At 66.3% G+C, this 13655-nt stretch carries 10 protein-coding genes; 3 read left to right on the plus strand and 7 right to left on the minus strand.

What is annotated here, in order from left to right; all coding sequences use genetic code 11:
* Window positions 1–6 precede the first annotated feature (6 nt).
* Entirely contained in the window at window positions 7–918 is a 912-nt protein-coding gene (locus QP996_RS11185) for a chymotrypsin family serine protease (RefSeq protein ID WP_284872692.1), read from the minus strand.
* Between the two features lie 23 nt (window positions 919–941).
* On the opposite strand from QP996_RS11185, the gene QP996_RS11190 reads away from it, so the two are divergent.
* On the plus strand, window positions 942–1445 hold the full coding sequence (locus tag QP996_RS11190) for a GNAT family N-acetyltransferase (RefSeq protein ID WP_284872694.1): 504 nt from the start codon (window positions 942–944) through the stop codon (window positions 1443–1445).
* 252 nt (window positions 1446–1697) lie between these two features.
* Here the strand turns inward: QP996_RS11190 and QP996_RS11195 are convergent, their stop codons facing one another.
* The 4 genes from QP996_RS11195 to prpD all read right to left on the minus strand — a co-directional run bounded on the left by QP996_RS11195 (window position 1698) and on the right by prpD (window position 8902).
* The gene (locus QP996_RS11195; RefSeq protein ID WP_284872695.1) at window positions 1698–5126 is read right to left on the minus strand and encodes a pyruvate carboxylase; all 3429 of its coding nucleotides are present in this window, start codon (window positions 5124–5126) and stop codon (window positions 1698–1700) included.
* A gap of 156 nt (window positions 5127–5282) precedes the next feature.
* Window positions 5283–6428 (minus strand): bifunctional 2-methylcitrate synthase/citrate synthase, encoded by a 1146-nt coding sequence (locus QP996_RS11200; protein ID WP_284872696.1) that lies wholly within the window; start codon window positions 6426–6428, stop codon window positions 5283–5285.
* A 39-nt stretch (window positions 6429–6467) separates the two neighbouring features.
* Entirely contained in the window at window positions 6468–7391 is a 924-nt protein-coding gene (prpB, locus tag QP996_RS11205; RefSeq protein ID WP_284872697.1) for a methylisocitrate lyase, read from the minus strand.
* The gene (gene prpD, locus QP996_RS11210) at window positions 7391–8902 is read right to left on the minus strand and encodes a 2-methylcitrate dehydratase PrpD (RefSeq protein ID WP_284872699.1); all 1512 of its coding nucleotides are present in this window, start codon (window positions 8900–8902) and stop codon (window positions 7391–7393) included. Before prpD ends, prpB begins: the two co-directional genes overlap by 1 nt.
* A gap of 168 nt (window positions 8903–9070) precedes the next feature.
* Between prpD and QP996_RS11215 the strand changes: the two genes are divergently transcribed.
* Window positions 9071–10330, plus strand: a complete 1260-nt coding sequence (locus tag QP996_RS11215; RefSeq protein ID WP_284872700.1) for a helix-turn-helix domain-containing protein — start codon at window positions 9071–9073, stop codon at window positions 10328–10330.
* 7 nt (window positions 10331–10337) lie between these two features.
* Here QP996_RS11215 and QP996_RS11220 read toward each other — a convergent pair whose 3' ends face one another.
* Complete coding sequence (locus tag QP996_RS11220) at window positions 10338–11744, minus strand: NAD(P)H-quinone dehydrogenase (protein ID WP_502870234.1); 1407 nt, start codon at window positions 11742–11744, stop codon at window positions 10338–10340.
* A 65-nt stretch (window positions 11745–11809) separates the two neighbouring features.
* The gene (locus QP996_RS11225; RefSeq protein ID WP_284872702.1) at window positions 11810–12991 is read right to left on the minus strand and encodes an amidohydrolase; all 1182 of its coding nucleotides are present in this window, start codon (window positions 12989–12991) and stop codon (window positions 11810–11812) included.
* 112 nt (window positions 12992–13103) lie between these two features.
* Here QP996_RS11225 and QP996_RS11230 point away from each other — a divergent pair, with 112 nt between their 5' ends.
* Window positions 13104–13565, plus strand: coding sequence for a hypothetical protein (locus QP996_RS11230; protein ID WP_284872703.1), 462 nt, complete (start codon window positions 13104–13106; stop codon window positions 13563–13565).
* Window positions 13566–13655 lie beyond the last annotated feature (90 nt).

Genomic DNA, 13655 nt, shown 5'->3' on the forward strand with positions numbered 1-13655 from the left:
CTTCCGCTAGGAGCCCCAACCCTGCATGATCCGCAGCGCGGGCTCGCGGTACTGCGGCGGCAGTGCGCCGACGATTTGCGGCAGCGCGAATAGCACCCCGGCGAGAGCGACGAGCACGATCGCGGTGATTCCCACCGCGCTCATATCTGAGCTGCCGCCGTCCTTCACCTTTTCCGGATTGCCTCCCGGCACCGCCGTTTCGTGCACCACCGGCGTGGTGATGCGCTTTGCCTGGGCCAGCAGCTCCATTTCTTCTTCGGGGCTGACCTGCGGGCCGTTGTCAGGCACGGAGCTGCGGTTGAGCCGGCCCTCCTCCCCTCTGCTGCCCACCGCCAGGCTCACACCGGTGTAGATGGACAGAAAACCTTTGCCTTCCACCCACACCGGCCCGCCGGAATCGCCGGGTTTGCCGGACGGGCCGTCCCAGTAGAGGTTGTTGCCGAGCGCGCCCGCGAAGCTGCCGCACGTGGTCTTCTTGCTGGTGCCGCCGTACACGCACACCGGGTCGCCCGAGCGCATCAGCGACGGCGCCACCACTGCGTCCCCGGATATGCCGTTTTTGCCTAGCTTCACGCCGTCGGCCCAGCGGATCACGCCCCAGTCGTTGGCGGTGCCCTCGTCCGCGTTCATCGCCGACGACGGGTGGAACGTGCCGGAGGCGCGGAACCCCTCCCCCATCACAATGGCGCGGTCGCCCTCTTCGCCGCAGTGCCCGGCGGTGTAGCTGACGTTTTGGCCCCGGTCGTTGAACGCGATGGTGCAGCGGCCTTTGCCCACTACGTCCACCACATCGCCCTGGTTGACCACGGGGGTGGCGGCGGGTGGGGCGTCGTTGACCACGGGCGCTGCCACGGCGAATGCGGGGGTAGCGGCGAGGGCCAGGGCGGTGGACGTCGATAGGCAAATGCGTCGAAGCATGGCAAAAGATTAACGTGGAGCGCATGGATTACACACCTGAGTTCCAACTGCGCGAGGCCACGGAGTCCGACCGCACCTATCTGCGACGGCTGAATTACCTCGCCGACGTCTTCGGTGACGAGGACGGCGACATCGGCCACGACGAGCGCGAAGGCGCCGAAACCTATGTGGGCCAGTGGGACCCGGAGCGCGAAAGCGGCATCGTGGCATTCGACCAGTTCGACGTACCTGCAGGTGGCGTGTGGTTGCGGTATTGGCAGTCGCCTGACGACGGGCACGCGAACCTCGCCCCCAACATCCCCGAAATCGCCATCGCGGTGGAAAACCGCTACGCAGGAAACAAGCTCGCGGTGCGGCTTTTGCAGGCCGCGGTGGAGCTGGCCAAACGCCAGGGCGCGCCGAAGGTGGCGTTGTGGGTGGACCCGGACAACGACCGGGCGCGCCACCGCTACGAGAAGTTCGGTTTCAAGAATGTCGAGGGCGAGGACAACGTCATGGCCGTGGACGTGGAGGACTTCACCGCGTAGGCCCGCGCTGCCGGTGCTCGGCCGCGCCAGGCTGCCGATCTGCTAGTTCCCCCGCACCGCCTTGGGCGCGCAACTAGCAGATCACGCCGTTACTGGAACACTTTTCCAACACCAACCGGGAAAACGCAAAGTTGGACACTTGATCTGCTAGCAGCCTGCCGCGGCGAACTAGCAGATCCGCAAAACCCGGACGGCAAAGCAAACACCGCGCGGCCGTGAAACGGTCCGCGCGGTGCTGACAACGCTCCCCGGCTAGGCGATGACCACCACGAGGTCGCCGCCTTCCACCTTGGTCGGCTGGGTGAACGCGACGCGCTCGATCTTGCCGTCCTTGGTGGCGGAGATCGCGGCCTCCATCTTCATGGCCTCGATGGTTGCCACCGGGTCGCCGGCCTTGACCTCGTCGCCCTCCTTGACGGTCACGGTCACGGCACCGGCGAACGGCGCTGCCACGTGGCCCGGGTTGGAGGAGTCGGCCTTCTCCACCTCGGCGACGGAGGACTCGGCGGACTCGTCGCGCACGGTGATCGGGCGGACCTGGCCGTTGACGGTCAGGATGACCTGGCGCATGCCCTTCTCGTCCGGCTCACCCACGGCGTCGAGGCTGACCACCAGCGGCGGGCGGTTCTCGTCGATCTCGCCGTACCAAATCATGGTCTCCTCGCCCTCTTCGAGGCCGTAGAAGAACGCCTTGTCACCCAACTGATCGGTGATGCCGTAGGTGCGCAGGTGCTCCTGGTACTCGGCGTACTGCTTCGGGAAGAGCAGCTTGTCCAGGGCGGCGCGGCGAGTGTCGTGGTCCTCGGACTGAAGGTCAGCGGCCAGATCTTCCGGCACCTGGACGGTGTGGTCGACCTCGCTGCGGTTCTCCAGCGCCTTGTCGCGCAGCAGCGGCCAGCCGCCGGGAGGCGTGCCCAGCTCGCCCTGCAGGAAGCCGATGACAGATTCCGGGATGTCGTACTTGCGCGGGTTCTCGGCGAACTCCTGCGGGCTCACGCCCTGGCCCACCAGCTGCAGCGCCAGGTCGCCGACGACCTTGGAGGACGGGGTGACCTTCGTCGGACGGCCGAGGATCTCGTTCACGCCGGCGTAGTAATCCTCAATGAGCTCGAAGCGGTCTTCCAGACCAAGCGCCTTGGCCTGCGTGCGCAGGTTGGACAGCTGGCCGCCCGGGATCTCGTGCTTGTACACGCGGCCGGTCGGGCCCGGGATGCCGGACTCGAACGGGGCGTAGACCTGTCGCACGGCCTCCCAGTAGGGCTCCATGTCGAAGACGGCCTGCAGGTCAATGCCGGTGTCGCGCTCCGTTTCCGCGAACGCGGCGACGAGGGCGGACATGGACGGCTGGGAGGTGGTGCCTGCCAGCGGCGCGGACGCTACGTCGACCACGTCTGCGCCAGCGTTAGCGGCGGCTAAGTAGGTAGCCAGCTGGCCGCCCGCGGTGTCGTGGGTGTGCACGTGCACCGGCAGGTCGAAGCGCTCGCGCAGCGCGGTGACCAGCTTCGCGGCGGCTGCCGGGCGCATCAGGCCCGCCATGTCCTTGATGGCCAGGACGTGCGCGCCGGCGTCGACGATCTCCTCGGCCAGTGTGAGGTAGTAATCCAGCGTGTACAGGTCTTCCGCCGGGTCCATCAGGTTGCCGGAATAGGCCATGGCCACCTCGGCGACGGTGGTGTTGGTCTCCAGCACCGCCTCGATGGCCGGGCGCATCTGGGAGACGTCGTTGAGCGCGTCGAAGATGCGGAAGATGTCGATGCCGGAGGTGGCGGCCTCGCGCACGAACGCCTTGGTCACGGAGTCCGGGTACGGGGTGTAGCCCACGGTGTTGCGGCCGCGCAGCAGCATCTGGATGTTCACGTTCGGCATTGCCTCGCGCAGCTCGTCCAGGCGCATCCAGGGCGACTCGTGGAGAAAGCGCATGCCCACGTCGTAGGTGGCGCCGCCCCATGCCTCGACGGAGGTCAGTTCCGGGGTGAGGTGGCCGACGTGCTTCGCCGCCGCGACCAGGGTGTTGGTGCGGATGCGGGTGGCCAAAAGCGACTGGTGCGCGTCGCGGAAGGTGGTCTCGGTGACACCTAGCGCGGTCTGGTTGCGCAGCTTCTCCGCCCACTTTGTCGGGCCGAGCTCGAGCAGGTCGTCGCGGGAGCCGCGCGGCAGGTCGCCGTATTTGGCTTCCGGCAGCTTCTTGGACGGGCGGATGTTGGTCGGACGCGGGCCGTTGGGCTGGTTCACCGTCACGGACGCGAGGTAGTTGAGGATCTTGCCGGCGTCGTCGGCGGCGGCCGGCGCTTCCAGCAGGTTCGGGTGGTCCGCGATGAAGCCGGTGTTGATGCGCTCGTGGCGGAACTCCGGCTCGCTCAACAGGGCGCGCAGGAAGCCGATGTTGGTGGACAGGCCGTTGATGGTGAACTCGTTTAGGGCGCGCAGCGCGCGGTCCACGGCGACCTGGAAGTTGCGGCCGCGGCAGGTCATCTTCACCAGCAGCGAGTCGAAGTTCGGGGTGATGGTGGTGCCGACGGCCACGTTGCCGTCGAGACGCACGCCCGCGCCGCCCGGGGACGCGTAGCCGGTGACCACGCCGGAGTCCGGCCTAAAGCCGTTGGCGGGGTCCTCGGTAGTGATGCGGCACTGCAGGGCGGCGCCGTTGACCTCGATGAGGTCCTGGGTGAGGTGGAGCTGCTCCAGCTTCGCGCCGGCGGCGATGTACATCTGGTTTTTCACGATGTCGATGCCGGTGACTTCCTCAGTCACGGTGTGCTCGACCTGCACGCGTGGGTTCATCTCGATGAAGACGTGGTTGCCCGCCTCGTCCACCAAGAACTCGACGGTGCCGGCGCCTTCGTAGTTGATCTCCTTGCAGAAGTTCACCGCGTCCTGGCAGATGCGCTGGCGCTGCTCCTCAGTGATGTGCTGCGCCGGGGCGATCTCCACGACCTTCTGGTGGCGGCGCTGCACGGAACAGTCGCGCTCAAACAGGTGAACGACGTTGCCGTGCGAGTCCGCCATGATCTGCACCTCGATGTGCTGCGGGCGGATGACTGCGCGCTCGATGTAGACGTTCGGGTCGCCGAATGCGGCCTCTGCTTCGCGGGAGGCTTCAGCAGCAAGCTTCTCGACGTCCTCCGGTCGCTCAATAAAGCGCATGCCGCGTCCGCCGCCGCCTGCGACTGCTTTGACGAAGACGGGGAACTCGAAGTCCTTGGCGTATTCCGCCAGCTGCTTCGGGTCGTCGGACGGCTCGGAGTCCTTCAGCACCGGCAGGCCAGCACGCTCCGCGGCCTGGACGGCGGCGGACTTGTCACCGGTCAGGTCCAGCGTCTCCGGGGTGGGGCCGATGAACTTGATGCCGTTGTCGCGGCAGGCACGCGCCAGGTCGGCACGCTCGGACAGGAACCCGTAACCCGGGTAAATTGCGTCCGCGCCGGTTTCCTTCGCGGCGCGGATGATCTCGTCGATGTCCAGGTAGGCCTTGACCGGCTGGCCCGGCTCGCCAATCTGAACAGCCTCGTCCGCAAACGGACGGTGGAAAGAGTTGCGGTCTTCGCGGGGGTACACGGCGACGGTCTTCGCGCCGGTCTCGAATGCTGCGCGGAAGGCACGCACGGCGATTTCGCCACGGTTGGCCACCAGGATTTTGCTGAAGGCCGGCAGGTCGTGAAGCGGGAGGTTATCCGGGTTCATCGGTTTCCTTTCACAAAGGAAGTTTTTGCGGTCATACGGATAGGATAAGTTTAATACAGATCACATCATTTTCGGGACACTTTGGGGGACGACCTGGGGGTGGGAAAACGCGGGCCGTCGACAAGCGACTGCCCGCGTTTCGGGGGTAGAAGCGATTTAGCGCTCGATGTGGCGCTCCTCCGGGCCGTTGTAAGCGGACAGCGGACGGATCAGCGAGTTGTTCTCAAACTGCTCGATGATGTGCGCGGTCCAGCCCGTAATGCGGGACATCACGAACAGCGGGGTGAAAAACTCGATGTCGAAACCGAGGATGTAGTACGCCGGGCCCGACGGGAAATCCAGGTTCGGACGGATCTTGATGGAGGTGTTCTCGTACATGGTCTTGGCCATGATGTCGTACATCTCCACCCACTTCTGGGCGTCCTTTTCCGGGTGCTCCGCGGCGAGCTTCTTAAACGCGGCCTCCATGGTGGGCACGCGCGAGTCGCCCTTCTTGTACACGCGGTGGCCGAAGCCCATGACAAGCTCTTTGTTCTTCAGCTTGTCCAGGCACCACTGCTCCGCCTTGGCCGGGTCGCCGATTTCTTCCATGTGGTGCATGACAAACTCGTTCGCGCCGCCGTGCAGCGGGCCCTTGAGTGCGCCGATGCCGCCGGTGATGGCGGACCAGCCGTCGGACATGGTCGAGGCAATGGTGCGGGCAGTGAAGGTGGAGGCATTGAAGGAGTGCTCCGCATACAGGATCATCGTCTTTTCAAACGCCTCAATGTCGGAGGGGATGTTCGCTGGTGAGTTCTCCTCGTCGCCGAAGACCATCCAGAGGAAGTTCTCGGAAAAGCCCTTTTCTTTGTCTGGCGCGATGTATTCCTTGCCCTGGCGGCGGCGGATGTCCGTGGCCACGATGGTGGGCAGCTTGGCCAGCAGTTTGCGGCCGATGCCACGCAGGTGGTCGGAGTCCGGAGTGAACTTCTCCGGATCTTCTGCACCCAGGTAGGACACGGCGGTGCGCAGCACATCCATCGGGTGGCAGTCCTTGGGCATGAAGTTGATCACCTGGATCAGCTCTTCATCGATGTCGCGGTTTTCCATGCAGCCGCCGCGGAACTCCGCCAGCTGCTCGTCGTTGGGCAGCTCGCCGTTCCACAGCAGGTAGGCCACTTCCTCGAAGGTGCAGTGCTCTGCCAGCTCCTGGACCGGGTAGCCGCGGTAGAGCAGCGAGTTGGTCTCCGGGTTCACCTTGGACACGGCGGTGTAGTCGGCGACGACGCCGTTGAGGCCTTTGCGGATGTCTTGCTCGGTCATGGTGGATCTCTCCTTGAGTTGGGGGTGTGTGATTGGGGCTTACTGCTCAAAGGTTGAGCTGTAGGTGTCTTTGGAATAGGTGAAGACGGACTGGTCGAACTGGTTGTACTCGTCGTACCGGACCAGCTCGTAGAGCCGGGAGCGGTGCTGCATCTTGTCCAGCCACGGCACCTGGGTGCCGGTTTCGGCCATGTCGCGCAGCATCTCCTCGGTCTGGCCCATGGCGATGCGGAAGGTGGTCACCGGCCAGATCACGGCGTTGTAGCCGAGGTCTTCCAGCTGCTTGGCGCTCATCAGCTCGGTTTTGCCGAACTCGGTCATGTTCGCCAGCAGGGGCGTATCGACGGCCTCACGGAACTTGGCAAAGTCCGCCTCGGAGTACAGCGCCTCGGTGAAGATGAGGTCGGCGCCGGCGCCCGCGTAGGCCTTCGCGCGCTCGATGGCCTCGTCGATGCCCTCGATGCCGGCTGCGTCGGTGCGCGCGCAGATGACAAAGTCGTCGTCCTGGCGCTCGCGAACCGCGGCGGTGATGCGGCGCACCATCAGGTCGGTCGGCACGACCTCCTTGCCGTCGAGGTGGCCGCAGCGCTTCGGGTTGACCTGGTCCTCCAGGTGCAGCGCGGCCAACCCTGCGGCCTCGAACTCGGCGACGGTGCGTGCGGCGGACATGGGCTCGCCGAAGCCGGTGTCGGCGTCAATGAGCACCGGCAGGTTGGTGGCGCGGGCGATCTGGCCGCCGCGGTTGGACACCTCGGACAGGGTGGTCAGGCCGATGTCCGGCAAGCCCAGGTCGTTGGCCACCACGGCGCCGGAGACGTAGACGCCGGAAAACGCGCCGATGTCTTCGATGAGGCGTGCCGTCAGCGGGTTGAAGGCGCCGGGCAGGGTCGTGATTGTTGCGTCGTTCAGCGACGCGCGCAGTGCTTTTCGGCGCTCGTTCGGGGTCTTTTCAGGGGCGAACATTAGAAGATGCCTCCCGGGATTTCCTCGGCGGCGGCGCGGGTGGCGTCGCTGACGCGGATGTTCAGCTCGCTCAGGTCGGTGAGGTTTTCCAGGTCCTGCACCGCCGCGAGGAAGCGGTCCTGCTCTTGCTTATCGACGATGCCTTCGGCCAGCGTCCGGAACTTGGCAATGTAGTTCTCGCGTACGAACGGGCGTGCGCCGTAGGGGTGGGCGTCGGCGACAGCCATTTCGTCCTCGATGACGGTGCCATCTTGGAAGGTGATCACCGCGCGTGCACCGAAGGCCTTCTCGTCCGGGTCGGTCGAGTGGTAGCGGCGGGTCCACTCCGGATCCTCCACGGTGGAGACCTTGTGCCACAGCTCCACGGTCTCCGGGCGGTTCGCGCGTTCCGGGGTGTAGGAGTCCACGTGGTGCCAGCCGCCGTCTTCAAGCGCGACTGCGAACATGTACATGATGGAGTGGTCCAGCGTCTCGCGGGAGGCGGCCGGGTCCATCTTCTGCGGGTCGTTCGCGCCGGTGCCGATGACGTAGTGGGTGTGGTGCGAGGTGTGCAGCACGATGGACTCGATCTCGGCGGTGGTCTTGCCAGCGTCCGCGATGGTCTGCTTCATGCGCCGCGCCAGGTCGATCGGGGCCTGCGCCTGGTACTCGGCGGAGTGCTCCTTGGTGTAGGTGTCCAAGATGGCGCGCTTTTCCTCGCCGTCCGCCGGCAGCGGCACGGTGTAGGTGCGCTCCGGGGAGTGCAGCATCCAGGCGATGAAACCGTCCTCGCCTTCCCAGATCGGGGCGGGTGCGCCCTCGCCGCGCATGGCGCGGTCCACGGCCTCGATGGCCATCTTGCCGGCGAACGCCGGGGCGGAGGCCTTCCAGGAGGAGATCAGGCCCTTGCGGGACTGCCGGGTGGCGGTGGTGGTGTGCAGCGCCTGGCCCACGGCCTGGTAGATGGTGTCCACGTCCAAGCCGAGCATGGTGCCGATGCCTGCGGCTGCCGACGGGCCGAGGTGGGCCACGTGGTCGATCTTGAACTCGTGGAGGCAGATGCCCTTGACCAGGTTGACCTGGATTTCGTAGCCGGTGGCGATGCCGCGGATCAGCGCCTTGCCGTCCAGGCCTTTGTGCTGGGCGACGGCGAGGATCGGCGGGATGTTGTCACCCGGGTGGGAGTACTCGGCGGCGAGGAAGGTGTCATGGAAGTCCAGCTCGCGCACGGCGGTGCCGTTGGCGAAGGCGACCCACTCGGCGGAGTAGGTGCCGTCCTCGCCGAAGACGAGCGCGCCGTTGTTGTCGGCGGGGTGCGCCTTGGCCATCTCGCGGGCGACGGCGACCGGGCGGCGGTTGTAGGAGGCGACGGCGACGGAGGCGTTGTCGATGATGCGGTTGATGATCATCTCGCGGGTGTCTTCCGGCACCTCCACCGGGTCGACTGCGACTTTGGCGATCTTGTAAGCCAGATGCTCTTCGATGGGAAAGTCCTCGGCGGACTTATGGGTGCGTACTTCGTGGTTGATCATGCGTGAGGCTCCTTCGAATACCGACCGTGATGGTGTGCCTCATACTAAGGCCGCAAATGTGTCCCGGGTCATAGTCTGTTGTGTGTATTCTTGCGTCCAAAAGCAGGCAAGATTGCGAAGTGTTGTAAATCTGCAGCGCAACGACGTAATTGGAGAGGGAAGGCGGCTATGGCGAAGCTCTACGCGGGGGGACAAATACACACGCTGCGCACCACTCGCGGCCTCACTCAAGCGGAGATGGCCAAAGCGCTCGAGCTCTCCCCCAGCTACCTCAACCAGCTGGAAAACAACCAGCGTCCGCTAACCGCCAGCGTGCTTGTGCAGCTGACCGCCGCGTTCGGGGTGGACGCGGCGTACTTCTCCGGGGCGGCTGAGCGCGCCGCCGCCGCGGACTTAGCGGAGCTCATCCCCGATATCCCCGAACATGAGCTCACCGCCTTCGCCCGCGCGTACCCGGCGATCGCGGACAAGGTGCGCGGCATCCCCGCGCGGCTGGAGGGCAGCTCCCCCAACCCGTACGAGGCCACGCGCAACTTCTTCCAGGACCACGGCAACTACTTCCACACGCTGGACACAGCCGCGGAGTCGCTGGCGGAACACCTCGGCGGCCGCCAGATGCGCCTGACTCGTTTGGCTGCGGCGCTGGATCGGGACTTCGGCTACCCCGTGCGCTTTAACCAGGACGTTCGGGGGCGCAGTGCCGTCGATAGGCAGCCCCGCGAAATCCGCCTGCGGGCTGGACTGACTGAAGCACAACAGTGCTTCGAGCTCGCCTACCACTACGGCACGCTCGCACACGACCGGGAGATCCAAGAGCTCACATCGCCTATCGACGACCCTTCGGCCCGCCACGTCACCACCCACGGCCTGGCGCAATACTTCGCCGCCGCCGTGACCATGCCGTACGCGGAAGTACTCTCCGCGGCGAAGGAGACGCGCTACGACATCGACGTCGTCTCTGCCCGCTTCGGCACCGGCTTCGAATCCACCTGCCAGCGACTAGGCACCCTGCAGCGGCCCGGCGCGAAGGCAGTGCCGTTCGTGTTCATCCGCACCGACCGCGCCGGCAACGTGTCAAAACGCCAGGCCACCGCGGGGTTCCACTTCTCACGTTCGGGCGCGACGTGCCCGCTGTGGGTAGTGCACCGCGCTTTTGAGACGCCGAACCGGGTGACCAGGCAGGTCTCCTCCACCCCGGACGGGCGCACGCAGCTCTGGGTGGCGCGGATGGTGCAGGGGCCAGCGGTCGGCTTCGGCTCACCGCGGCGCGAGCACGCGGTGGCGCTGGGCTGCGACGCGGTGCACGCACACGAGCTGGTCTACGCCGACGGCCTCGACGTGGACCCGGCGTCCGCTACCCCGATCGGCCCCGGGTGCGCCACCTGCCCGCGCACGAAGTGCCCGCAGCGGGCGTTTCCGGAGTACTAGTCCAGCACTAGTCCAGGTCGGTGTTGGTGACCAGGCGGCGCGCTGCCTCGGTGATGGAGCCGGACAGCGACGGGTACACCGCCATGGAGCCAGCGAGCTGGCGCACGGTGAGGTTGTTGGCCACGGCGATGGTCACCGACAGAATCAGCTCGGAGGCGGTCGGCGCGACGATCACGCCGCCGAGCACCTGGCCGGAGCCCTTGCGGGCGAAGATCTTGACAAAGCCGTACTGCAGCGAGCGCATCTTCGCGCGCGGGTTGGTCGCCAGCGGCAGCTTGTAAATGTCGGCGTCGACCTCGCCGTCGCGGATCTGCTGCTCCGTCACGCCCACCGCGGCGATCTCGGGGCGGGTGAACACGGCGTTGCCCACCGTCTTCAGGCGGATCGGGGTGACACCCTCGCCGAGCGCGTGGTCCACGGCGATGCGGCCCTGCTGCGCGGCCACGGACGCCAACGGCATCAGGTCCGTGCAGTCGCCGGCGGCGTAGATGCCGGCGACGTTGGTGCGCGAAACGCGATCCACGTGGATGTGGCCGGACGGGGTGACCTCCACGCCGGCGGCCTCCAGGTTGAGGTCGGCGGTGTTCGGGATGGAACCGATGGACATCATCACGTGCGAGCCCTCGATGGCGCGGCCGTCAGTGGTGTGCACGACCACGCCTTCGCCGGTGTTTTCCACGCGCTCCACGCGGGCGTCCTTTTCCAGCTGCACGCCGCGGTTTGCCAGCACGTCCTCGAGCACGTCGGCGGCGTCGGCGTCGTCGTGAGGCAGAATGCGGTCGCGCGAAGCCACCATGGTCACCTTCACGCCCAGCTCGGCGAACGCGGAGACGAACTCCGCGCCGGTGACGCCGGAGCCGACCACGATCAGGTGGGTGGGCAGGTCCTTCAGGTCGTACATCTGGCGCCAGTTCAGGATGCGCTCGCCGTCCGGCTCCGCACCCTTGAGCACGCGCGGGCTCGCACCGACGCTCACGAGCACCATGTTGCAGGTGAGCGTCTCCGCGGACCCGTCGGCGGTCTCGACCTCGATGTTGTGGGTGGTGTGGCCCTTCTGCTCGTCCGCGAACCGCGCGCGGCCCTCGATGAAGCGCACGCCGCCCTGCTCCAACTGCGCACGGATGTCGTCCGACTGCTCGCCGGCAAGCGCCTTCACACGATCGTTGAGCGCCAGCAGCGACAGCTTCGAATCGCCCAGCGCGTGGCTCAAGCCCATGTCGTCCGCGCGACGCAGGTCGTTTTTGATGTTCGCGCCCGCAATAAAGCTTTTCGACGGCACGACGTCTTTCCGGATCGCCGACCCGCCTGCGCCGCTGTCCTCGACAATGGTGATGTCCGCACCGTACTTGGACGCCATCAGCGCAGCCTCGTAGCCGCCCGGGCCTCCACCGATGATGACGATCTTCTTGGACAAAACAGCACTCCTCATAGGTTGGGTGACAGGGAACCAAACTGGGAGACAGTCTACCCAGTCAACGCCTATTCTTCGCCCGGGCGGAAGTACTCCTCCACAATGGAGCCGAACAGCCGCACGCCAACCCCGATGGCGCGCTCGTCCACGTTCAAGTTGCCCTGGTGCAGGTCCTGGTAGTCGCCCTCACCGCTCCAGGCTCCCAGGCGCATCATCGCGCCCGGCACGTGCTCGAGGTACCAGGAAAAATCCTCGCCGCCGCTGGACTGCGGGGCGGATACCACCGACTGCGGGTCCACCGCGCGGGCGGCTTCCACGGCCAGGGCGGTCGCGGCGTCGTCGTTCAGCACCGGCGGCACCCCGCGGATGTAGTCCAAGTGGTAGGTGCAGCCCGTGGGCGCGACGATGAGGTCGATTAAGTCCGTGAGCAGGTCCTCGTTCTCGCGCCAGGTGGTGATGTCGGCGGTGCGCAGCGTGCCCTCGAGCAGGCCGCGCTTCGGGATCGCGTTGGCGGCATCCCCCGCCTCCGCGTGGCCGAACACCAACACAGTGCCGGTGCGCGGGTCCACCCGGCGCGACAGCAGACCAGGCAGCTGGGTGATCAGCGCGCCTATGGCGTAGACCACGTCCGCGGTCAGCTGCGGGCGCGAGGTGTGCCCGCCAGGGCCGTGGACCTCGATGCGGATCACGTCCGAAGCCGAGGTGATCGCGCCGGTGCGCACACCGATCTCGCCCACTTTGATGTGCGGCTCGGTGTGCACCGCGTAAATGGCCCCGACGCCCTCGAGCGCGCCCCACTTGATCACATCCAGCGCGCCGCCGCCCATGACCTCCTCTGCGGGCTGGAAGATGATGCGCACCGGGTGGTCCAACTCCTCCGTGGATAGCGCGCAGGCGAGCGCTAAGGCGACGGTGGTGTGGATGTCGTGGCCGCAGGAGTGGGACACGCCCGGATTAGACGATGCGAAGCTCAAGCCTGTCTGCTCCGGCACGCGCAGCGCATCAATGTCCGCGCGAAACGCCAGGCGCTTGCCTTCCGCGGGGCCTAAGTCCACGTACAGGCCAGTGCCCGGGAAACGCACCGGGTGAAGCCCGTAGCTCTCCAGCGTCTCCACGAGGAAGTCGGTGGTGGCGACCTCTTCGTTGGACAGCTCCGGGTGAGAGTGGATGTGGCGGCGCCAGCCGATCACGCGCTCCTGATTGTCGGTGAACCAGCGGTCCACCGCGGCGGCGATTCCGGCGTTCTCCACGTGCGCTCCCCTTTTTATCAGCTTCGGTTGTCGGGTTTTGCTGACAAGAGTGTACGCGCACCTGCCACGAAGTAGACAAAGCGGTGCGGAAGGTGTTGTTACCGTGGCCGACATGACTTCTAGGACGACTGTTGCACTGACCACCGCGACCTTGGCGCTCGCGAGCCTCACGGCGTGCGGCGGATCCGCCGACCAGGTCGCCCCAGAAACGAACGCAGAAACGAACGCTGAGGCAAGCGTCGAGCCGGAGACCGTCACGGTGACCACCGGCGATGACGACGTTGACGATGCTGACGACGGCGACGATGTTGATAACGCCAGCGCCGCCCCGGCCCCCGCTGCGCCCGCCGCGTCGGACGAGCTTCCCGCCGCAGTGACGGACTACACCCAGGAGGCCCGCACGGAGATGGCCGACGAGGACGTCAGTGAGGCGGACGTCGAGGCCGCACTCGCTGCCGCCCGCGATGGCCAGGCCGAGGTCGAGTGGGACGACGACGGCTACTGGGAAATCGACTGGCGCGACCTCGACGTCGACATCAACGCTGACGGCTTGGTGCTCGACGCAGACCACTAGAGCAGGGCCCGCCAGATGTACTGACCGGGTACGTTGGTCAAGCGTGAGAAGGGCGGCTGGTTCCCGCAAGCGGTGTGGGGCCGGTGGTGG

This window comes from Corynebacterium sp. MSK008, from assembly GCF_030232585.1.
In the GTDB taxonomy this organism is placed as follows: domain Bacteria; phylum Actinomycetota; class Actinomycetes; order Mycobacteriales; family Mycobacteriaceae; genus Corynebacterium.